The 19747-nt window shown below is 74.3% G+C and carries 25 protein-coding genes; 20 read left to right on the top strand and 5 right to left on the bottom strand.

What is annotated here, in order from left to right; all coding sequences use genetic code 11:
- Positions 1-199: 199 nt before the first annotated feature.
- The 6 genes from infA (at position 200) to rplQ (ending at position 3430) form a co-directional block, all read left to right on the top strand.
- Positions 200-421 carry a translation initiation factor IF-1 gene (gene infA, locus EBM89_RS01385; RefSeq protein WP_013770189.1) on the top strand — a complete coding sequence of 74 codons (222 nt, stop codon included), beginning with the start codon at positions 200-202 and terminating at the stop codon, positions 419-421.
- 79 nt (positions 422-500) lie between these two features.
- Positions 501-614: a 50S ribosomal protein L36 gene (rpmJ, locus tag EBM89_RS01380; RefSeq protein ID WP_013117849.1), complete on the top strand. Its 114-nt coding sequence runs from the start codon at positions 501-503 to the stop codon at positions 612-614.
- Positions 615-816: 202 nt separating this feature from the next.
- Positions 817-1197 (top strand): 30S ribosomal protein S13, encoded by a 381-nt coding sequence (gene rpsM / locus EBM89_RS01375; RefSeq protein WP_122147671.1) that lies wholly within the window; start codon positions 817-819, stop codon positions 1195-1197.
- A gap of 98 nt (positions 1198-1295) precedes the next feature.
- Positions 1296-1697, top strand: coding sequence for a 30S ribosomal protein S11 (rpsK, locus tag EBM89_RS01370; RefSeq protein ID WP_122147670.1), 402 nt, complete (start codon positions 1296-1298; stop codon positions 1695-1697).
- Between the two features lie 148 nt (positions 1698-1845).
- Positions 1846-2856: a DNA-directed RNA polymerase subunit alpha gene (locus tag EBM89_RS01365; RefSeq protein WP_122147669.1), complete on the top strand. Its 1011-nt coding sequence runs from the start codon at positions 1846-1848 to the stop codon at positions 2854-2856.
- A 67-nt stretch (positions 2857-2923) separates the two neighbouring features.
- A complete protein-coding gene (gene rplQ, locus EBM89_RS01360; RefSeq protein WP_122147668.1) occupies positions 2924-3430 on the top strand; it encodes a 50S ribosomal protein L17 in 507 nt (168 codons plus the stop codon).
- Between the two features lie 73 nt (positions 3431-3503).
- Here rplQ and EBM89_RS01355 read toward each other — a convergent pair whose 3' ends face one another.
- Positions 3504-4409 carry a hypothetical protein gene (locus EBM89_RS01355; RefSeq protein WP_147463418.1) on the bottom strand — a complete coding sequence of 302 codons (906 nt, stop codon included), beginning with the start codon at positions 4407-4409 and terminating at the stop codon, positions 3504-3506.
- A 72-nt stretch (positions 4410-4481) separates the two neighbouring features.
- On the opposite strand from EBM89_RS01355, the gene EBM89_RS01350 reads away from it, so the two are divergent.
- The 3 genes from EBM89_RS01350 to EBM89_RS01340 are packed head-to-tail and all read left to right on the top strand — an operon-like array spanning position 4482 to position 5821.
- Positions 4482-5249, top strand: a complete 768-nt coding sequence (locus EBM89_RS01350) for an alpha/beta fold hydrolase (protein ID WP_122147666.1) — start codon at positions 4482-4484, stop codon at positions 5247-5249.
- A gap of 13 nt (positions 5250-5262) precedes the next feature.
- Complete coding sequence (locus EBM89_RS01345; RefSeq protein ID WP_305038136.1) at positions 5263-5508, top strand: type II toxin-antitoxin system RelE/ParE family toxin; 246 nt, start codon at positions 5263-5265, stop codon at positions 5506-5508.
- 10 nt (positions 5509-5518) lie between these two features.
- Positions 5519-5821 carry a HigA family addiction module antitoxin gene (locus tag EBM89_RS01340; protein ID WP_122147664.1) on the top strand — a complete coding sequence of 101 codons (303 nt, stop codon included), beginning with the start codon at positions 5519-5521 and terminating at the stop codon, positions 5819-5821.
- A gap of 6 nt (positions 5822-5827) precedes the next feature.
- Here EBM89_RS01340 and EBM89_RS01335 read toward each other — a convergent pair whose 3' ends face one another.
- Positions 5828-6589 (bottom strand): ROK family protein, encoded by a 762-nt coding sequence (locus EBM89_RS01335; RefSeq protein ID WP_122147710.1) that lies wholly within the window; start codon positions 6587-6589, stop codon positions 5828-5830.
- Positions 6590-6645: 56 nt separating this feature from the next.
- Between EBM89_RS01335 and EBM89_RS01330 the strand changes: the two genes are divergently transcribed.
- Entirely contained in the window at positions 6646-7590 is a 945-nt protein-coding gene (locus EBM89_RS01330) for a tRNA pseudouridine synthase A (RefSeq protein ID WP_233571467.1), read from the top strand.
- On the opposite strand, the gene EBM89_RS01325 is transcribed toward EBM89_RS01330, so the two are convergent.
- Entirely contained in the window at positions 7587-8000 is a 414-nt protein-coding gene (locus EBM89_RS01325) for a DUF5709 domain-containing protein (protein ID WP_122147663.1), read from the bottom strand. The two genes, EBM89_RS01330 and EBM89_RS01325, sit on opposite strands and share 4 nt — an antisense overlap.
- Positions 8001-8085: 85 nt before the next feature.
- Between EBM89_RS01325 and EBM89_RS01320 the strand changes: the two genes are divergently transcribed.
- From EBM89_RS01320 to EBM89_RS01290, 7 genes are all read left to right on the top strand, one after another.
- On the top strand, positions 8086-9786 hold the full coding sequence (locus EBM89_RS01320) for an ABC-F family ATP-binding cassette domain-containing protein (RefSeq protein ID WP_122147662.1): 1701 nt from the start codon (positions 8086-8088) through the stop codon (positions 9784-9786).
- 189 nt (positions 9787-9975) lie between these two features.
- Positions 9976-10422 (top strand): 50S ribosomal protein L13, encoded by a 447-nt coding sequence (rplM, locus tag EBM89_RS01315; RefSeq protein ID WP_122147661.1) that lies wholly within the window; start codon positions 9976-9978, stop codon positions 10420-10422.
- Positions 10423-10457: 35 nt separating this feature from the next.
- A complete protein-coding gene (gene rpsI / locus EBM89_RS01310; protein WP_122147660.1) occupies positions 10458-10946 on the top strand; it encodes a 30S ribosomal protein S9 in 489 nt (162 codons plus the stop codon).
- Between the two features lie 169 nt (positions 10947-11115).
- Complete coding sequence (gene glmM, locus EBM89_RS01305; RefSeq protein ID WP_122147659.1) at positions 11116-12465, top strand: phosphoglucosamine mutase; 1350 nt, start codon at positions 11116-11118, stop codon at positions 12463-12465.
- Positions 12466-12476: 11 nt separating this feature from the next.
- Positions 12477-13184, top strand: a complete 708-nt coding sequence (locus EBM89_RS01300) for a peptide deformylase (RefSeq protein WP_122147658.1) — start codon at positions 12477-12479, stop codon at positions 13182-13184.
- A gap of 310 nt (positions 13185-13494) precedes the next feature.
- Positions 13495-14274 carry a DedA family protein gene (locus tag EBM89_RS01295; protein WP_233571465.1) on the top strand — a complete coding sequence of 260 codons (780 nt, stop codon included), beginning with the start codon at positions 13495-13497 and terminating at the stop codon, positions 14272-14274.
- A 142-nt stretch (positions 14275-14416) separates the two neighbouring features.
- Entirely contained in the window at positions 14417-15064 is a 648-nt protein-coding gene (locus EBM89_RS01290; protein WP_122147657.1) for a hypothetical protein, read from the top strand.
- A gap of 4 nt (positions 15065-15068) precedes the next feature.
- On the opposite strand, the gene coaA is transcribed toward EBM89_RS01290, so the two are convergent.
- Complete coding sequence (gene coaA, locus EBM89_RS01285) at positions 15069-16025, bottom strand: type I pantothenate kinase (protein WP_233571464.1); 957 nt, start codon at positions 16023-16025, stop codon at positions 15069-15071.
- A 94-nt stretch (positions 16026-16119) separates the two neighbouring features.
- On the opposite strand from coaA, the gene glmS reads away from it, so the two are divergent.
- Together glmS and EBM89_RS01275 are read left to right on the top strand one after the other, a co-directional pair.
- Complete coding sequence (glmS, locus tag EBM89_RS01280; RefSeq protein WP_122147655.1) at positions 16120-17976, top strand: glutamine--fructose-6-phosphate transaminase (isomerizing); 1857 nt, start codon at positions 16120-16122, stop codon at positions 17974-17976.
- Positions 17973-18326: a holo-ACP synthase gene (locus tag EBM89_RS01275; RefSeq protein WP_122147654.1), complete on the top strand. Its 354-nt coding sequence runs from the start codon at positions 17973-17975 to the stop codon at positions 18324-18326. The genes glmS and EBM89_RS01275 overlap by 4 nt, the downstream gene beginning before the upstream one ends.
- A 42-nt stretch (positions 18327-18368) precedes the next feature.
- On the opposite strand, the gene EBM89_RS01270 is transcribed toward EBM89_RS01275, so the two are convergent.
- Positions 18369-19355 carry an LLM class F420-dependent oxidoreductase gene (locus EBM89_RS01270; RefSeq protein ID WP_122147653.1) on the bottom strand — a complete coding sequence of 329 codons (987 nt, stop codon included), beginning with the start codon at positions 19353-19355 and terminating at the stop codon, positions 18369-18371.
- Positions 19356-19420: 65 nt separating this feature from the next.
- Here EBM89_RS01270 and EBM89_RS01265 point away from each other — a divergent pair.
- On the top strand, positions 19421-19747 hold a 327-nt coding region (locus EBM89_RS01265; protein ID WP_305038135.1), incomplete at its 3' end, for an NAD(P)H-hydrate epimerase.

The raw sequence follows: 19747 nt of genomic DNA, 5'->3' as shown, positions 1-19747 counted from the left end.
CGTACCATGGTCCGTTGGGTGTGCGCCCAGTCGTCGTCGCGCGTCCGTCCGAGCACGTCCGTCGCGTACGGGTGCGCCCGCGCGGGGGTCCGGCGGTCCGTGGGAGCCACGCGCACCCGACCACGCAGCAGCATCCCCGCCGGTCCGCCGGCGGCGCGGCCGCGTGGGTCCAGCAGCCAGACAACAGTTAGCGGAGGACATGGCGAAGAAGGACGGTGTCATCGAGATCGAGGGCAGCGTGGTCGAGGCCCTGCCGAACGCGATGTTCCGCGTGGAGCTCACCAACGGCCACAAGGTGCTCGCCCACATCTCGGGCAAGATGCGCCAGCACTACATCCGGATCCTCCCCGAGGACCGCGTGGTGGTCGAGCTGAGCCCGTACGACCTGTCCCGCGGGCGCATCGTCTACCGCTACAAGTAAATCGACCGCACGAGCATCGCCGTCGGTCGCCGGTCCGCGTGAGCGGGTCGGCGGCGCATCGGCGGCGGAGGAACAGGCCATGAAGGTCAAGCCCAGCGTCAAGAAGATCTGCGACAAGTGCAAGGTGATCCGCCGGCACGGTCGCGTCCAGGTGATCTGCGAGAACCTGCGCCACAAGCAGCGCCAGGGCTGATGCCCTGACGCTCGGCACGGTCCGAGCACAGCACCACCCGCCGGTCCCCGAGGGGCCCGGCACCAGCGCACCGCCGAACCGGCAGCGCACCCGCCCCGCGGGTCGCGACCGGTGAACCCCTGGCCCGGAGGCCGGGGCCCGCAGATCCGCGGGAGGACGGTGCGGCAGACCTCCGGACGAAGTCCAAGGAGCCGAAAGGCACATGGCACGTCTTGTCGGCGTCGACCTCCCCCGCGAGAAGCGGCTCGAGATCGCGCTCACCTACATCTACGGCGTCGGCCGTACCCGCGCCCAGCAGACGCTGGCCGCGACGGGCATCAGCCCGGACGTCCGGGTCAAGGACCTGGACGACGCCCAGCTCGTCACGCTGCGTGACTACCTCGAGGGCAACTTCAAGCTCGAGGGTGACCTCCGCCGTGAGGTCGCCGCGGACATCCGCCGCAAGGTCGAGATCGGCAGCTACGAGGGTCTGCGCCACCGTCGCGGGCTCCCCGTGCGCGGCCAGCGCACGAAGACCAACGCGCGTACCCGCAAGGGTCCGAAGCGCACCGTCGCCGGCAAGAAGAAGGCCGGCCGGAAGTAGCCCGCCGCGGTCCGCCGCGCCGCCGTCCGCACGGACGAGCCGGCCGGGACCGCCCGGCGCACCGACCCGACTGAGCAGCAGCGAGAGAGAACGAGCAGATGCCTCCCAAGACCCGCAGTTCCGTGCGCAAGCCGCGCCGCAAGGAGAAGAAGAACATCTCCCACGGCCAGGCGCACATCAAGAGCACCTTCAACAACACGATCGTGTCGATCACCGACCCGAGCGGCGCCGTGATCTCCTGGGCGTCGGGCGGCGACGTGGGCTTCAAGGGCTCGCGCAAGTCCACCCCGTACGCCGCGGGCATGGCCGCCGAGGCCGCCGCGCGCAAGGCCGCGGAGCACGGCATGAAGAAGGTCGACGTCTTCGTCAAGGGCCCCGGCTCGGGCCGCGAGACGGCGATCCGCTCGCTGACGGCCGCCGGCCTCGAGGTCGGCTCCATCCAGGACGTGACGCCCCAGGCGCACAACGGCTGCCGTCCGCCGAAGCGCCGCCGCGTCTGACATCCCGTAGCCGGGCCCCGGTGGGCGGGGGAGCGATCCCCCGCCCACCGCGGTGCCGGCCGGTCGTCCGGGTGGACCGAGACCCGAGTCGGCCAGCGAGTACCTGCGCTGCGTCATATGGCGGACGCACGCTGAGAGGAACCCCGAAGTGCTCATCGCACAGCGCCCCACCCTGACCGAAGAGGTCATCTCGGAGTACCGGTCGCGGTTCTCCATCGAGCCGCTCGAGCCCGGCTTCGGCTACACGCTCGGCAACTCCCTGCGCCGCACGCTGCTGTCGTCCATCCCGGGCGCGGCCGTGACCAGCATCCGGATCGACGGTGTGCTGCACGAGTTCAGCACCGTGCCGGGCGTCAAGGAGGACGTCACCGAGATCATCCTCAACATCAAGAACCTCGTCGTCTCCTCGGAGAACGACGAGCCGGTCGTGATGTACCTGCGCAAGCAGGGTGCGGGTGACGTGACCGCGGCGGACATCGTCCCGCCGGCCGGCGTCGAGGTGCACAACCCCGACCTGCACCTGGCCACCCTGAACGAGAAGGGCAAGCTCGAGATCGAGCTGACCGTCGAGCGCGGTCGTGGCTACGTCTCGGCGAACCAGAACAAGTCGTTCGAGGCCGAGATCGGCCGCATCCCGGTCGACTCGATCTACTCGCCGGTCCTCAAGGTGACCTACAAGGTCGAGGCCACCCGTGTCGAGCAGCGCACCGACTTCGACAAGCTGATCGTCGACGTCGAGTCCAAGCCGGCCATCAGCCCGCGGGACGCGCTCGCCTCGGCGGGCAAGACCCTGGTCGAGCTGTTCGGTCTCGCCCGCGAGCTGAACGTCGAGGCCGAGGGCATCGAGATCGGCCCGTCGCCGACGGACGCGGCGCTGGCCGCGGACCTGGCGCTGCCGATCGAGGACCTGCAGCTGACCATCCGGTCGTACAACTGCCTCAAGCGCGAGGGCATCCACACGGTGGGCGAGCTCGTGGCGCGTTCCGAGGCCGACCTGCTCGACATCCGCAACTTCGGTGCGAAGTCGATCACCGAGGTCAAGGAGAAGCTGTCCGAGCTGAACCTGTCCCTCAAGGACAGCCCGCTCGACTTCGACCCGAGCGCCGCCGCGTACTACGACGGCGACGAGGGCGACTTCACCGAGGACGAGCAGTACTGACGCCGGGGAGGCGGGCACGCTGACCGCGTGACCCGCCGGCCCATCACTGGAACCAAGGAGTAACGACATGCCTACGCCCACCAAGGGTCCCCGGCTCGGTGGCGGCCCGGCGCACGAGCGGCTGATCCTGGCCAACCTGGCCACGGCGCTGTTCGAGCACAAGCGCATCACGACGACGGAGGCCAAGGCCAAGCGCCTGCGCCCCCTCGCCGAGCGCCTCGTCACCTTCGCGAAGCGCGGCGACCTGCACGCCCGTCGTCGCGTCCTGACCGTCGTCCGCGACAAGTCGGTCGTCCACGAGCTGTTCGTGGAGATCGCCCCGCAGATGGCCGAGCGTCAGGGCGGCTACACCCGCATCACGAAGATCGGCCCCCGCAAGGGCGACAACGCCCCCATGGCCGTGATCGAGCTCGTGCTCGAGCCCGTCTCGCCGAAGCAGGCCGTCGTCCGCGAGGCCACCAAGGCCGCCGCGAAGGCCGCGCCGAAGGCGGAGGAGCCGAAGGCCGAGGAGACCACCGAGGCGACCGAGGCTCCGGCCGAGGAGACCACGGCGGACGAGGCCGACAAGGCCTGACCGACCGGTCCACGCACGCGAGGGCCCGGTCCGCACGAGCAGCACGCTCGTGGGGGCCGGGCCCTTCGTCGTGTCAGTCGTCGTCGCCGGTGAGGCCGAGCCGGGACAGGGCGGTCCCGAGCGCCCCGGTGGCGTCCACGTGCACGGACCCGTCGGGGTCGCGGCGCGACACCTGCTCGAGGCGGCCGTCGGGGGAGCGGTAGTACACGTGCGGGCTCAGCGGGCCCGGCCCGTCGACCTGCGCCTCGGCGAACGCCAGCAGCGCGGGGACGGCCCGCAGCACGGCTGCGGAGTCGACCACGTGCACCGCGAGCACGTGCCGGTTGGGCAGCGCCACCAGCGTGCCGTGCGCGGGACGCTCCAGCCGGAGCACGGCGGCGAGCAGGTGGTCCAGGTCCAGCACCCGGCTGGCCCCGAAGAAGTCGTCCGAGCGGAACACGTGCACCCGCGCCGACGGCACCGTCTCGGTGTCCACCGGCAGGTGCTCGGGCAGCGGCAGGTGGCGCAGGTTCGCCGTGGCGACCGGCCAGATCGCGTCCCAGCCGCCGAGGTCGTCCACGGCGGACAGCGTCGCGACCGTCGCGGGACGGTCGAGCGCGGGCAGCACCGTCAGCCCGGGCGCGAGCGGCCGACCCGCGGCGAGGGCCGCGGCGGGCAGGGTCCCACCCGCCGCGCCGGTGTCCACCACCCGCGGCAGCAGGATGTCCCGCACCTTCTCGACCGAGGTCGGGGCCTCGTCCTCGCGGGCGGCGGCCATCGTGCGGGCGTGGTGGTCGACGATCCGCGGCCACTGCGCGCGCGGCGCCGTCCGCAGGACCAGCTCCAGGTTGTGCAGCCCGTACACGTGACCGTCGGACGTGCGCAGCTCGCCGTCGGCGCCCGGGGTCACGGGCACGCCGGCGCGACCGAAGGCGGCCACCGCCTCGGTGACCAGGTCCCACGGTTCCGGCTTCCGGCGCCGCCTGCGGAAGAGGCCCACCGCGGCACCGTAGCGCGGGTGCGCCCGCCGCACAGGGCGAAGCGGGAGCCCCGGTCTCGCTAGCCTCGGGTGATGACCCTGCCCGTCGTCCTCGTGCACGGCCTGCGGACGTCCCGGACCATGTGGCGCGCGCAGCAGGACGCGCTCGCCCGCGCGGGGGTCCCCGCCCTGGCCGTCGACCTGCCCGGGCACGGCGAGCGGCGCGGCGAGCGGTTCACGCTCGACGGCGCCGTGGCCGCGGTCGGCGACGCGGTCGACGCCGTCGGGGGCCGGGCGTTCGTCGTGGGCCTGTCCCTCGGCGGGTACGTGGCGATCGCCCACGCCGCCCGGAACCCGCGGCAGGTCGCGGGGCTGCTCGCCGCGTCCTGCTGCACCCGCCCGCTCCCGGCGCTGGTCGGCGGGTGGGCCGTCGCGGCCCGCGGCATCGCGCGCCTGCCCGACCGGGGCGCGAGCCTGAACCAGCGGATGGTGGACCGGGTGCTGACCGCGGACGCCGCGCAGGACGCCGCCGCCGGGGGGTTCGCGCTGGACGTCGTGGACGACGTGCTGCGGGAGATGCGGGCCGCCACGCCCGTCGCCGACCTCGCGCGCGTCGCGGCGCCGGTGTGGCTCGTCAACGGGCGGTACGACCACTTCCGCGGCGAGGAGCGCCGGTTCCTGCGCGCGTGCCGCGACGGGCGGCTGGTGGTCGTCCCGGGGGCCACCCACCTGGTGTCCCTGGTGCGCCCGGTGGGGTTCACCCGGGCCCTCCTGGTGGCCCACGCGGAGGTGGCCGCCCGGACCGAGGTAGGTGGTGACCGGCCGGTACGCTCGACCAGTGATAGTATCGTTCCGCGATAGTACGACGGAGCGGGTGTGGCGGCGTCAGCACACCCCGAGGCTCGGTGTCGCCGAGCACCGTGCTGCGCACAAGAAGCTGCTCCAGCTCGCGTGGGCCGAAGGGCTATCCGACCTGCGGGTGCCGCCGGGGAACCGGCTGGAGAAGCTGGCCGGGGACCGGGTCGGGCAGCACTCGATCCGGGTGAACGACCAGTACCGCATCTGCTTCACGTGGACCCCTTCGGGGCCGGCCGACGTCGAGATCACCGACTACCACTGAGGAGGACGCCGTGGACGAGACGCTCTACCCGCCGGTACACCCCGGCGAGATCCTGCGCGACGAGTTCCTGACCCCCCTGGGGATCAGTGCCTACCGCCTCGCGCAGGCGACCGGGCTGTCCCAGACGCACCTCGGGCAGATCCTGCGCGGACGCCGCTCGATCACCCCGCACGCCGCGCTGCGCCTGTCCAAGGCGCTCGGGTTGTCCGAGCGCTACTGGCTGACCGCGCAGAACGGCTACGACATCGAGGTCGAGCGGAGCCGCGACGCCGCGGCGCTCGCCGAGGTCACGGTGCTCGTCGGAGCCGCCTGACCGGGGTCAGACCCCGAGCTGCCAGGCGCGGACGCCGCCGACGATGCCCGCCTGGTTGGGGACCACGACGACGTCGTCCCCGAGCCGGGCGAGCACCTGCGGGGTGATCTGCCGGGAGTTCCCGCCGCCGAGGTAGAGCCGGTCCCACAGCACGACCGGTCGCAGCCCCTCGACCACCTGGCGCACGCGCCGGGACCACAGGGCGTCGCCGAGGCGGGCGCGCTGGATCTGCCCGATGTACTCGTCGTAGGTGGTGCTGCGCCGCACGGGCGCGTGCGACCACTCCAGGTGCGGGGCGACCCGGCCGCCGTCGAACAGCGCGGAGCCGAGACCGGTGCCGAGCGTGAGGACGAGCTCGACCCCGGTGCCGGAGACGACGCCCGCGCCGTGCACCTCGGCGTCGTTGAGGACCAGCGTAGGCACCGCGAGGCGGTGCTCGACGGCCGCGCGGATGTCGTAGCCGGACCAGGCCGCGACGAGCTCGGGGTCGACGCGGGTGTGCGGTCCGGAGCGGGTCACGTAGTGCGGGGTGGCGACGACGACGCCGTGCCGGATCATCCCCGGCATGCCGACGGTGGCGCGCTGGAACGGCGGCAGGCGCGAGCCGATCTCCGCGATGGTGTCCACGAGGCGCTCGGGCGGCAGCGGGTACGGCGTCGGGACGCGCACGGCAGGGGCGTGCAGGGTGCCGGACGCGTCGAGGACGGACGCCTTGATGCCCCCGCCCCCGCAGTCGACGGCGAGCGTGTACGGGGTGGGGGGCGGCACGGGCACCGGACGAGGGTAGAGCAGCGGGCGCACCGTACGCTCGGCGGGTGCCCGACCTGAGTGCTGACCCGACCCCGGACCTGACCCCGAGCGACGAGACCGACGTGGCCGCCGTGGTGCGGGTGCGGGTCGACCTCGCCTACGACGGGACGGACTTCGCGGGCTGGGCCCGGCAGCCGGGGCTGCGCACGGTCCAGGGCGTCGTGGAGGACGGGCTGGCGCTGGTGCTCCGCTCCGCGCACCGGGGGGACCCGCCGCCGCGGGTGACGGTGGCGGGGCGGACCGACGCCGGTGTGCACGCGCGGGGTCAGGTGATCCACGTGGACGTCCCCGAGGCGGCGTGGCGGCTCGTCCCCGGCCGCTCCGACCGCACCCCCGCGGCCTCGCTGCTCACCCGCCTGGCGGGGGTCCTGCCGGACGACGTCGTCGCCCGGCGGGTGGCGGTCGCGCCGGCGGGGTTCGACGCGCGGTTCTCGGCGGTCGCCCGGCGGTACGTGTACCGGGTGTGCGACGACCCGGCCCGGCGGGACCCGCTACGGCGGCACGACGTGCTGTGGAGCCGGCGCCCGCTGGACGAGGCGGCGATGCACGAGGGGGCGCAACGGGTGCTGGGGCTGCACGACTTCGCGGCGTACTGCAAGCCGCGCGAGGGGGCCACGACGATCCGCACGCTCGACGAGCTCACGTGGGAGCGGCCCGCCGACGGGCCGGACGCGGGGCTGGTGGTGGCGACGGTGCGGGCGGACGCGTTCTGCCACTCGATGGTGCGGGCGCTGGTCGGCGCCAGCCTCGCCGTGGGGGAGGGGCGCCGCCCGGTCGACTGGCCCGCGGAGCTGCTGGTGGGCGGGCGCCGCGACCCCGGCAGCGCGGTGGTCGCGGCGCACGGCCTCACGCTGGAGGAGGTCGTCTACCCGCCGGACGCGGAGCTCGCGGCGCGCCAGGAGCGCACCCGCGCGCCCCGCGTCGCGGCGGAGGTCGACCCGCACCCCCTGCGGGGCTAGTCCTCCTCGACCAGGTGGACGGCGGCCTCCTCGGCGCTCGCGGCGCCGCCGTCGACGCCGGAGTCGACCGCGAACTGGTCGTTGCCGCCCGCCTCGACGGCGTCGTCGTCCTCCGCGAGCCGACCCGCGCGGTCGGTCTGGCGGCTGGCGTCCGCGGGGCGGTCGTCCTCCCAGACCTCGGGCTCCTCCTGGGCGACGCGCTGGTCCAGGGTCTCGCCGCGCGACTCCTCCCAGGGCGTCTCGCCCCAGTGGCTCGCGGCCGGGCGGGGGCGCTCCGGGACGGTGTAGCCCTCGTCCAGGAGGTCGTCCACGCCGCGGTCGGCGAGCGTGTCCTCCGCGGGGAGCTGGTCGGCGTCGCCCTCGGTGCCGGTGGCCGGGTCGGTGCTGGTGGCAGGGGTGTCCTCGCTCATGTCCCGAGCGTGGCACCGGCACCCGCCGCCTGCCACCGGGCGATATGGATTGGGTCCCCGGGCGCCGGGCTGGGACGATCGGCGCATGGGTCATCTCGAGGTGCACGACGTGCGCTACGTGCTCCCCGACGGACGTCCGCTGCTCGGCGGGATCGACCTGCGGGTGGGCGAGGGGCAGCGCACGGCGCTGGTCGGGCCGAACGGCGCGGGCAAGTCGACGCTGCTGCGGATCGTCGCGGGCGACGAGCAGCCGCACGAGGGCGCGGTCGTCCGCACCGGCGGCCTCGGGGTGATGCGGCAGGACGTCGGGCGGATCGCCGACGACCGCTCGGTGCGTGACCTGCTCGCCTCGCTGACGCCCGGCGCGGTCGGCGCGGCGGCGCGCGAGCTCACGCTCGCCGAGCTGCACATGCTGGAGGTCGACGACGAGCCCTCGCAGATGCGGTACGCGCAGGCGCTCGCGGACTGGGCGGACGTCGGCGGCTACGAGGTCGAGGCGGACTGGGACCGGGTGACGGACGCGGTGCTGTCGCTGCCGTTCGACCGCGTCCAGGACCGTTCGGTGCGGACGCTGTCCGGCGGCGAGCAGAAGCGCCTGGTGCTGGAGGCGCTGCTGCGCGGCCCGCAGGAGGTGCTGCTGCTGGACGAGCCGGACAACGCCCTGGACGTCCCGACCAAGCGCTGGCTGGAGGAGCGCCTGGTGGCGAGCCCCAAGACCGTGCTGCTGGTCAGCCACGACCGCGAGCTGCTGTCCCGGGTGCCGACGCACGTCGCGACGCTGGAGCCCACCCGCACCGGCGCGGGCCTGTGGATCCACGGCGGGACGTTCACGACCTACCAGGCGGCGCGCGAGGCGCGGATCGAGCGCCTGGCGGAGCTGCAGCGCCGCTGGGACGAGGAGCACGCCAAGCTCGTCACGCTGGTGAACACGCTCAAGAACAAGGCGGCCTTCAACGACGGCCTCGCCTCGCGCTACCAGGCCGCCCAGACGCGGCTGCGCAAGTTCGAGGAGGCGGGGCCGCCCGAGGTGGTGGCGCGTGAGCAGCAGGTCCGGGTGCGGCTGCGCGGCGGGCGCACGGCCAAGCGGGCCGTGGTGGCCGAGCGCCTCGAGCTCACCGGGCTGATGCAGCCGTTCGACCTCGAGGTGTGGTTCGGCGAGCGCGTCGCGGTGCTGGGGTCCAACGGCTCGGGCAAGTCGCACTTCCTGCGGCTGCTCGCCGCGGGCGGCAGCGACCCTGAGCCGGGCTCGGGCGCGCAGGACGCGGACGGCGGGCCGCCGGTCGAGCCGGTGCGGCACACGGGCGTGGCCCGGCTGGGCTCGCGCGTCGTCCCCGGGTTCTTCGCGCAGAACCGGCAGCACGCGCAGGACGCGGCGTTCGCCGGGCGGACGCTGCTGGAGATCCTGCACCGCGGCGAGGGCCGCCGGGCGGGGATGGGCCGGGAGCCCGCGAGCAAGGCGCTGGACCGCTACGAGCTCGTCGCGCAGGCGGAGCAGCGGTACGAGACGCTGTCCGGCGGGCAGCAGGCGCGGTTCCACATCCTGCTGCTGGAGCTCGGCGGGGCGACGCTGCTGCTGCTCGACGAGCCCACCGACAACCTGGACCTGCACTCGGCGGAGGCGCTGGAGGCGGGGCTCGCGGCGTTCGAGGGGACGGTGCTCGCGGTGACCCACGACCGGTGGTTCGCGCGCGGCTTCGACCGGTTCCTCGTGTTCGGCGAGGACGGCGCCGTGGTGGAGACGCCGGAGGCCCGGTGGGACGCCGGTCGGGTGCAGCGGACCCGGTGACCGAGGTCGCTTTGACCGCTGCCTGCCACGGCGGCTACCCTGGTGAGTCGTTGTGCGTCCGTCGGTGTCGACCCTGGTGCGTTCCCACTCACCGGTCCACGGACGACGCACGGACGGTACTCATCGGCTGACCCCGGCTTCTACGGGATTGCCGTGGACACAGTCAGAGACATAGAGAAGGCAACGACCGTGCGCACGTACACCCCGAAGCCCGGCGACGTCCAGCGGAACTGGTACGTCGTCGACGCGACCGACGTCGTCCTGGGCCGCCTGGCCTCCCACGTGGCAGTCCTGCTGCGCGGCAAGCACAAGGCGACCTTCGCCCCGCACGTGGACGGCGGCGACTTCGTCATCGTCATCAACGCGGACAAGGTGGCCCTGACCGGCAACAAGCGGGAGACCAAGCTCGCCTACCGCCACTCGGGATTCCCGGGCGGTCTGCGGGCGACCACGTACTCCGACCTGCTCGACAAGCACCCCGAGCGTGCGATCGAGAAGGCCGTGCGTGGCATGCTCCCGAAGACCTCGCTGGCCCGCCAGCAGCTCACCAAGCTCAAGGTCTACGCCGGTGCGGAGCACCCGCACGCCGCCCAGCAGCCGAAGCCCTTCGAGATCACCCAGGTCGCGCAGGGCTGACGCCCTCGAGCACACCGGAACAGGACGCGAGACACATGGCCGAGACCACGGTCGACATCGACCTCGAGGGCGGCGAGACGCCCAGCAGCTACACCTCCGAGACGCAGGCCCCCACGGGCCGCGGCCAGAGCCTGACGGCCCCCGGCCGCGCGCTGGGCCGCCGCAAGGAGGCCATCGCCCGCGTGCGCCTGGTGCCCGGCACCGGCCAGTGGACGATCAACGGCCGCACCCTCGAGGACTACTTCCCGAACAAGGTGCACCAGCAGCTCGTCAACTCCCCGCTGAAGCTGGTCGACGTCGAGGGTCGCTTCGACGTCATCGCCCGCATCAACGGCGGCGGCGTCACCGGCCAGGCCGGCGCGCTGCGCCTGGGCATCGCCCGCGCGCTGAACGCGATCGACGAGGAGCACAACCGCCCGGCGCTGAAGAAGGCCGGCTTCCTGACCCGCGACCCCCGCGTCGTGGAGCGCAAGAAGGCCGGTCTCAAGAAGGCCCGCAAGGCTCCGCAGTACTCCAAGCGCTGATCCGCGGATCAGCGACGACGGCCGATGGCCCCGGGGGTCCGACCCCGGGGCCATCGGCCGTTCTGGTGCCCGACGCGTCTGCGCGGGCGCCGACCGCCCCCGCGCAGGCGCGGAGGGCGGCATGATGCTGGGGGTCGCGCGTGCGGCCACGACGAGGGGGTCCGATCCCATGGGACGACTGTTCGGCACCGACGGGGTGCGAGGTCTCGCGAACCGCGACGTGACGGCGGAGCTCGCGCTCGACCTGTCCGTCGCCGCGGCGCACGTGCTGGGCTCGCGCGGCGAGTTCGCCGGGCACCGGCCGCGCGCTGTCGTCGGCCGCGACCCGCGGGCGTCGGGCGAGTTCCTGTCGGCCGCCGTCGCCGCGGGCCTCGCCAGCGCCGGCGTCGACGTGCTCAATGTCGGCGTGCTGCCGACCCCGGCCGTCGCGCACCTCACCGCCGCCCTGGGCGTCGACATCGGAGTGGTGCTGTCCGCGTCGCACAACCCCATGCCGGACAACGGCATCAAGTTCCTGGCCCGCGGCGGGCACAAGCTCGACGACGAGCTCGAGGACGCCATCGAGCAGCGGCTGCGCGAGGACTGGGAGCGCCCCGTCGGCGCCGCCGTCGGCCGCATCCGCTCGGACACCGGCCGCGCGGGCGAGCAGTACGTCGAGCACCTCGTCTCGACGCTGGGCCACGACCTCACCGGCCTGCGCGTCGCGGTGGACTGCGCGAACGGCGCGGCCTCCGAGGTCGGCCCCGCCGCCCTGCGCGAGGCGGGCGCGGACGTCGTCGTCATCAACGCGTCGCCCGACGGCCGCAACATCAACGAGGCCTGCGGGTCCACGCACCCCGAGCAGCTGCAGGCCGCCGTCGTCGCCTCCGGGGCGGACCTCGGCGTGGCGTTCGACGGGGACGCCGACCGCTGCCTCGCGGTCGACCACACCGGTGCGCTGGTCGACGGCGACCAGATCATGGGCGTCCTCGCCCTCGACCTGCGCGAGCGCGGGCTCCTCGCCCACGACACCCTCGTCGTCACGGTCATGAGCAACCTCGGCCTGCGCCTCGCGATGCAGGCGGCGGGCGTCCGCACCGTCGAGACCGGCGTCGGCGACCGGTACGTGCTGGAGGCCATGCGCGCCGGGGGCTACAACCTCGGCGGCGAGCAGTCCGGGCACGTCATCCTGGCCGACCACGCCACCACCGGCGACGGCGCGCTCACCGCGCTGCAGCTGGCCGCGCGCGTCGCGGCCACCGGGCAGAAGCTCAGCGAGCTGGCGGCCGTCGTGCGCCGCCTGCCGCAGACCCTGATCAACGTCCCCGGCGTCGACAAGGCCCGCGCGGGAAGCGACGAGCACGTCGCCGCCGCGGTCGCGGACGCCGAGGCCGTCCTCGGCACCACCGGCCGGGTGCTGCTGCGCTCCTCGGGTACCGAGCCGCTGGTGCGGGTCATGGTCGAGGCCGCGACGCAGGACGACGCCGACCGCGTCGCCGGGGGCCTCGCCGAGGTCGTCCGCGCCCGCCTGGCGCTCTGAGGGGCGGCGGCGTGGCAGCCGACCACGACGACCCCTCGCCGCTCGCGCCGCGCGCGACGTGGCCCGCGGCGGTCGTCCGCGAGCACGTGCTGCGGCTGATCGACACCGCCGCGGCCGACCCGTCCGGCACGGTCCCGATCGTGCAGGCCGGGCACCCGGCGCTGCGCCTGCGCGCGGTGCCGTTCGACGGGCAGGTGGACGACGCCGAGCTCACCGCGCTGGTCGCGCTGATGCGCCGCACCATGCACGCCGCGCCCGGCGTGGGCCTCGCCGCCCCGCAGGTCGGGCTGCCGCTCGCCCTCACGGTGCTCGCCGACCCCGGCGCCGAGGGCACCGAGCACGGCGAGGTCCGCGAGCGGCCCGCGATGCCGTTCCGGGTGCTGGTCAACCCGCACTACGCACCCGTCCCCGACGAGCCGGTCGAGCAGGTGTCGTTCTACGAGGGCTGCCTCAGCGTCGTCGGGTACCAGGCGGTCGTGCCGCGCCTGCGCCGCCTGCGGCTCACCGGGCAGGACGAGCACGGGACCGCCCTGGACGAGGTCGTCACCGGGTGGCCCGCGCGGATCGTGCAGCACGAGACCGACCACCTGAACGGCACGCTGTACCTGGACCGCGCGCACACCCGATCGCTCGCCGCCACCGACGACCTCGGTGCGCACTGGGCGTCGCAGCCCCGCCCCGAGGACGCGGCGCGCACCCTCGGCTTCCCGCTCGCCTGACGCCGGCGAGCGTTCACCCTCCCGTCACGGAAAGGGCGTGAGCCCTGTCGGCACCCCGTGGTGCACTGGTGCGCACGGGCTCGTTCCTGGCCCGTGCCGGGGTCCGTCGCAGGGCGGACGAGGTGCGCCCGGACGTCGCCCCCGGGGCTGACGCGCCGCGCGAGGCCCCGGGCGAGGATGGGGGGAGGACCAGGGGGGACTCGGGGGAGTCCCCCATGTCGCGGCCCGCGGCGCGCACCTAGCGTGGACGTCGCCGGTCGGCCCCGAGGCCGATGCAGGCCAGCCGCCACGACCCAGGAGCTGATGACCCGTGCTGCAGGACTGGATCAGCGCCGTCGAGGGGTGGGTGCCCACCCTCGCGGAGTCGCTCTGGGTCTACCCCGCTCTCGTGCTGTTCGCGACCGTCGACGGCTTCTTCCCGCCCGTGCCGAGCGAGTCCGTCGTGATCGCCCTCGCCTCGCTCGCCGTCGCGCACGGCTCGCCGAACCTCGCGCTGGTCGCCCTCGCCGGTGCGGTCGGCGCGTTCGTGGGCGACCAGATCGCCTACGCCATCGGCTCCCGGGTCGACGTGCACCGGCTGCGGATCTTCCGGACCGAGCGCGGCCGCAAGGCCCTCGCGTGGGCCGAGAACGCGCTCGCGCAGCGCGGGTCGTCGTTCATCCTCGCGGCGCGGTACATCCCCGTGGGCCGGGTCGCGGTGAACATGACCGCCGGGGCGCTCGGCTTCCCCCGCAAGCGGTTCGTGGGGCTCACCGCCCTCGCCGCGGTGACCTGGGCGGCCTACGGGACGCTCGTCGGCGCGGGGGCCGGGCTGTGGCTGGAGGACCACCCGCTGATCGCCGTCGTCGCGGGCGTGGTCGTCGGCACCCTGGTCGGCCTGCTGATCGACTGGGTGCTGCGGCGCTGGACCGGGCTGGGCCGCCGGCGGGCGGACGCGGCGGCGGCGGCGGACGCGTCGGTGGTGACCGAGGAGGCCGACGCCGACGCCCGGGGCGTCGCCGCGCTCGCCACCCCCGCCGTCGCCTGCGCGGGCCCCGCACCGTCCGACGCCCGGGTCACGCCGCGGCAACGATCCGCGCCGCCCCGCTAACGATCCGGTCTCGTCGGCGTCCCGCACCGGGGTGCGCCCCTAGGCTCGATCCGGGCCACGACGGAGTCGCCCCCAGCGACGGAGGCCGGGCCCAGCGCCCGCCTCCGTCCCGGGCAGCACGGGCGACGAGAGGGCGGCACCAATGGCACGACCGCACCTCGGCCTGCCCGCGCGCACCCGCCTGGTCGCGGCCGTCGCGGTCGTGCTCCTGGGCCTCGGCGCGTGCTCCGGCGGCGGCGACGCGAGCACCGCCGGCGAGGCCGGGGCCAGCAGCGTCGGCCAGCCCGGCACGGTCGAGGCCGGGGCCGACTGCCTCGCCCCGCAGGTGCTCGCCGACCTGGGCTTCGACCCGGCGGCCTACACGGGTGCCCGGCACCCCGAAGTCCCCGACGCGGCCGGCCTGCCGGAGGGGTTCACCGCCGCCTCCGCCGTGCGGTGCAGCACCGGCGAGACGCTGACCGACGCCGCCGGGACCTGGGCCGCGGTCACCGCGAGCCGCCTGGAGGGCGACGTGCGCCCCCTCGTCGAGGCCGTGTCCGGGCGCTCGACCCTGTCCGCCGCGGGCGGGGCGACCCCGACCTGCGCGCCGGACGGCGACCGCAGCGAGCTGTGGCTGGTCGACGCGCTCGGCGTCGCGGTCCGCGTCGTGCTCCCCGGTGGCGGGTGCGAGCCGCTGCCGACGCCCGTCGCCGACGGGCTCGCCGCCCTGGACGCGGTCGACGTCGAGCACTACCCGGTCGCGCTCGTCGCCCCGACGCCCGGTGCCTCGACCGGACCGACGACGGACTGACGCCTCAGAGCTTGCGCAGACGGGCCCGCTGCACCGCGTGGTCCGTGCCCTTGGTCAGCACCAGCGTCGCGCGGCTGCGGGTCGGCAGGATGTTCCGCACCAGGTTGGGGGCGTTGATCGCGTCCCAGATGCCCTCCGCGCGGGCGCGCGCCTCGTCGTCGCTCAGCGACGCGTACCGGTGGAAGTACGACTCCGGCCGCGCGAACGCCGTGGACCGCAGCGACAGGAACCGGTCGACGTACCACTGCCGGACGTCCTGCGTGCGGGCGTCGACGTAGATCGAGAAGTCGAAGAAGTCGCTCACCGCGAGGTTCGACGTCGTCGACGTCCCCGCCGCGGACGGCGCGGGCTGCAGCACGTTCAGGCCCTCGACGATCAGCACGTCCGGGCGGCGCACCACGACCTCCGCGCCAGGCACGATGTCGTACGTCAGGTGGTCGTACACGGGTGCGCGGACCTCGGCCTGACCGGACTTCACGCGGGAGACGAACTGCAGCAGCGCCCGGCGGTCGTACGACTCCGGGAAGCCCTTGCGGTCCAGCAGCCCCCGGCGCTCCAGCTCGGCGTTGGGGTGCAGGAACCCGTCGGTGGTCATCAGCGCCACGTTCGGGGTCGCGGGCCAGCGGGCCATCAGCTCCCGCAGCAGGCGCGCCGTCGTGGACTTGCCCACCGCGACCGAGCCCGCGACGCCGATCACGAACGGCGTGCGGGGCGTGTCCTCGCGCAGGAACGTCGAGGACGCCGCGTGCAGGCGCCGGGTCGCGGTCACGTGCAGGTCGAGCAGCCGGGACAGCGGCCGGTAGATCGCGTCCACCTCGGCCAGGTCGATGGGGTCCCCGAGGCCGCGCAGCCGGGTCACGTCGTCGTCGGTCAGCGGCAGCGGCGTCGACTCCGACAGGCGCGCCCACGCGTCGCGGTCGAGCTCGACGTAGGGCGAGGGCTGGACGTCGGTGGCGCGCACCCGACGATTCTGCCCGATGGCCCGGCCACCGCCTGCACACGACGTCCACAGGCGCGGGCCGGGGGCGCGGGAGCGCACGGCTAGACTCGCGCCCATGTGTGGAATCGTCGGGTATGTCGGGGACCACGAGCCGGACGCGCGTCCGCTCGGCGTCGTCATGGAGGGTCTGCGCCGCCTGGAGTACCGCGGGTACGACTCGGCCGGGGTCGCACTGGTCACCGGGGCCGGCGGCCTCGCCACGGCCAAGAAGGCGGGCAAGCTCGCGAACCTGGTCGGGCTGCTGGACGAGCAGCCGCTGCCGGGCGCGACCGCGGGCATCGGGCACACCCGGTGGGCGACCCACGGCGGTCCCACCGACGTCAACGCGCACCCGCACGTCGCGGGCGGCCTCGCGCTGATCCACAACGGCATCGTCGAGAACTACGCCGTGCTGCGCGAGGAGCTCCTCGCGACCGGCGCCGAGCTGCTGTCCGAGACCGACACCGAGGTCGTCGCCCACCTCGTGTCCCGCGCCTACGACGACGTCAAGGACCTCGCCGAGGCCATGCGGACCGTCGTGCGCCGCCTGCACGGCACGTTCACGCTGCTCGCCGTGCACGAGGACCACCCGGACACCGTCGTCGGCGCCCGCCACGACTCCCCGCTCGTCGTCGGCCTCGGCGACGGCGCGAACTACCTGGGCTCCGACGTCGCCGCGTTCATCGCGGAGACCCGCCGGGCGCTCGAGCTCGCGCAGGACCAGGTCGTCGTCATCACCCCGCGCTCGGTCGCCGTCACCGACTTCGACGGCAACCCCGCGCAGGGCCGCGAGTACACGATCGACTGGGACGCCGCCGCCGCCGAGAAGGGCGGCTTCCGCTCCTTCATGGAGAAGGAGATCGCGGACCAGCCGCAGGCCGTGCAGGACACCCTGCTCGGCCGCACCGACACCCAGGGCCGCCTGGTCCTCGACGACCTGAAGATCGACGAGTCCGTGCTGCGCGCGGTCGACAAGATCATCGTCATCGCCTGCGGCACCGCGGCGTACTCCGGCCACGTCGCGAAGTACGCCATCGAGCACTGGTGCCGCATCCCCGTCGAGGTCGAGCTCGCGCACGAGTTCCGCTACCGGGACCCGATCCTCAACGCCCGCACCCTGGTCGTCGCGATCTCGCAGTCCGGCGAGACCATGGACACCCTCATGGCCGTCCGGCACGCCCGCGAGCAGGGCGCGAAGGTCCTCGCGATCTGCAACACCCACGGCTCGACGATCCCGCGCGAGTCCGATGCCGTGCTCTACACGCACGCCGGGCCCGAGGTCGCGGTCGCGTCGACCAAGGCGTTCCTCGCGCAGATCACCGCCGCCTACCTGCTGGGCCTGTACCTGGCGCAGCTGCGGGGCAACAAGTTCGCCGACGAGATCGCCGAGATCCTCGAGGACCTGCGGGCCATGCCCGGCAAGATCCAGGAGGTCCTCGACCGGTCCGGGCGCGTGCGGGAGATCGCGCGCTGGATGGCCGACACCTCCTCGGTGCTGTTCCTCGGCCGGCACGTCGGGTTCCCGGTGGCCCTGGAGGGCGCGCTCAAGCTCAAGGAGATCGCGTACATCCACGCCGAGGGCTTCGCGGCGGGCGAGCTCAAGCACGGCCCGATCGCCCTGATCGAGCCCGGGCAGCCGGTGTTCGTCATCGTCCCGAGCCCGCGCGGCCGCGACTCGCTGCACTCCAAGGTCGTCTCCAACATCCAGGAGATCCGCGCCCGCGGCGCCCGCACCCTGGTCATCGCGGAGGACGGCGACGACGCGGTGAAGGCGTTTGGGGACGAGGTGTTCTTCGTGCCGCAGAGCCCGACGCTGCTCGCCCCGCTGCTGTCCGTCGTGCCGCTGCAGATCTTCGCGTGCGAGCTCGCGACCGCCCGCGGCCTGGACGTCGACCAGCCGCGCAACCTCGCGAAGTCGGTCACCGTCGAGTGATCGTCGGGGTGGGGATCGACGTCGTCGACGTCGCCCGGTTCCTGGCGACCGTCGAGCGCGTGCCCGCGCTGCGGGAGCGGTTGTTCACCCCCGAGGAGCGGGACCTGGCGCCCGCCTCCTTGGCCGCGCGGTTCGCGGCCAAGGAGGCGATCGCCAAGGCGCTGGGCGCTCCCGCGGGGATGTCGTGGCAGGACGCCACCGTCCGGCGCGTCCGCGGCCAGCAGCCGGTGGTGGAGGTCCGCGGGACGGTCGCCGCCGCGGCGGCGGCCGCCCGGGTCACCCGGTTCCACCTCAGCCTGAGCCACGACGCGGGCATCGCGTCGGCCATGGTCGTCGCCGAGCGCGACTGACGCGCGCCGCCGCCCGTGCGGTGCGGCGCCCCGCGTCGTCCGTCAGCGCAGGGCCGGGACGACCTCGCGCGCGAACAGGTCGATGCCGCTGCGGTCGTAGGCGGCCTCCGCGAAGTACGTGATCGCGTAGGTCATCCCGAGGTCGCGCAGCGTCGTCAGGGTGTCCACGATCTGCTCCGGGGTGCCCACGAGCGGCCCACGCCGGAACTGCTCGGCGACCTCCGGGGCCTTGGCGGGCACGGTGCGGGCGTAGTGCTCCTCGATCCAGGCGATCCGGTCGTCCACCTCGGCCTCGGTCCGCCCGATGACGACGTTGTAGTTGGCGGACCGCGTGATCTCCTCGAACGGGCGCCCGATGGCCGCGCAGTGCTCGGCGAGCACGGCCGACTTGTGGGCGAAACCCTCGGGGCTGCCGTCGAAGTTCGTGTACTGCGCGTGCTCCGCGGCCACCCGCAGGGTCTTGCGCTCGCCGCCGCCCGCGATCCACAGCGGGGGACCGTCGACCTGCAGCGGCAGCGGCGCGAGCTGCGCCCCGTCGACCTGGTAGTGCACGCCGTCGAGGGTCGCGACCCCGTTGGTCCACATCTGCTTCATGATCTGCACGCCCTCGTCGAGCATGGCGATGCGCTCGCCCGCGGACGGGAAGCCGTAGCCGTAGGCGCGCCACTCGTGCTCGTACCAGCCCGCGCCGATGCCCATCTGGACGCGCCCTCCGGAGATGACGTCGGCGGTCGCGGCGACCTTCGCGAGGTAGGCCGGGTTCCGGTAGGCCATGCAGGTGCACATCTGGCCGAGCGTGACGCGCCGGGTCGTCGCGGCGTACGCGTTGATCAGGCTCCACGCCTCGTGGGTGGCCTCGCCGTTCGGCTCGGGGACGGCGTGCACGTGGTCGTAGACCCAGATCGAGTCGAAGGCGTCGCCCTCGTCGGCGTACGTCGCGAGGCCGCTCATGACGGACCAGTGGTCGCGCGGCTCGATGCCGGTGAGGTCCTGCCGCCAGCCCTGGGGGATGAAAAGTCCGAATCGCATGCGCCGAACGTAGCGCCGCGGCGCCCCGGTCGCGCGAGCCGCACGGCGGTCGGCAGGATGGGTGGATGATCCTGGCGTACACGTCGTCCGAGGTCCGCGCGGCGGAGGCCCCGCTGCTCGCCCGCGGGGAGCCACTGATGCAGCAGGCCGCCACCGCGCTCGCCACCCACGTCCTGGGCGCCCTGGCCGAACGCGCCGGGGGAGCGCGCGGGGCGTCCGTGGTCGCGCTCGTCGGCGCGGGGAACAACGGCGGGGACGCGCTGCACGCGCTCGCGGTGCTGGCCCGGCGCGGGGTGCAGGTGCTCGCCGTCTGCACGACCGACACCCCGCACGCCGAGGGTCTGGCGGCGCTGCGGGCGGCGGGCGGCCGGGCGGTGCGCGCGGTCGACCCG

It is taken from the genome of Cellulomonas triticagri (assembly GCF_003696205.1).
GTDB classification, from domain to species: Bacteria; Actinomycetota; Actinomycetes; order Actinomycetales; family Cellulomonadaceae; genus Cellulomonas; species Cellulomonas triticagri.
Note: the sequence above shows the minus strand (reverse complement) of the source record. Positions and strands in the feature narration are given on the sequence as shown.

Excerpts from the sequence above, each read along its gene's own strand:
- infA (WP_013770189.1), top strand. The coding sequence starts at position 200 with ATGGCGAAGAAGGACGGTGTCATCGAGATCGAGGGCAGCGTGGTCGAG.
- rpmJ (WP_013117849.1), top strand. The coding sequence starts at position 501 with ATGAAGGTCAAGCCCAGCGTCAAGAAGATCTGCGACAAGTGCAAGGTG.
- rpsM (WP_122147671.1), top strand. The coding sequence starts at position 817 with ATGGCACGTCTTGTCGGCGTCGACCTCCCCCGCGAGAAGCGGCTCGAG.
- rpsK (WP_122147670.1), top strand. The coding sequence starts at position 1,296 with ATGCCTCCCAAGACCCGCAGTTCCGTGCGCAAGCCGCGCCGCAAGGAG.
- rplQ (WP_122147668.1), top strand. The coding sequence starts at position 2,924 with ATGCCTACGCCCACCAAGGGTCCCCGGCTCGGTGGCGGCCCGGCGCAC.
- EBM89_RS01350 (WP_122147666.1), top strand. The coding sequence starts at position 4,482 with ATGACCCTGCCCGTCGTCCTCGTGCACGGCCTGCGGACGTCCCGGACC.
- EBM89_RS01325 (WP_122147663.1), bottom strand. The coding sequence starts at position 8,000 with ATGAGCGAGGACACCCCTGCCACCAGCACCGACCCGGCCACCGGCACC.
- EBM89_RS01320 (WP_122147662.1), top strand. The coding sequence starts at position 8,086 with ATGGGTCATCTCGAGGTGCACGACGTGCGCTACGTGCTCCCCGACGGA.
- rpsI (WP_122147660.1), top strand. The coding sequence starts at position 10,458 with ATGGCCGAGACCACGGTCGACATCGACCTCGAGGGCGGCGAGACGCCC.
- glmM (WP_122147659.1), top strand. The coding sequence starts at position 11,116 with ATGGGACGACTGTTCGGCACCGACGGGGTGCGAGGTCTCGCGAACCGC.
- EBM89_RS01290 (WP_122147657.1), top strand. The coding sequence starts at position 14,417 with ATGGCACGACCGCACCTCGGCCTGCCCGCGCGCACCCGCCTGGTCGCG.
- glmS (WP_122147655.1), top strand. The coding sequence starts at position 16,120 with ATGTGTGGAATCGTCGGGTATGTCGGGGACCACGAGCCGGACGCGCGT.
- EBM89_RS01270 (WP_122147653.1), bottom strand. The coding sequence starts at position 19,355 with ATGCGATTCGGACTTTTCATCCCCCAGGGCTGGCGGCAGGACCTCACC.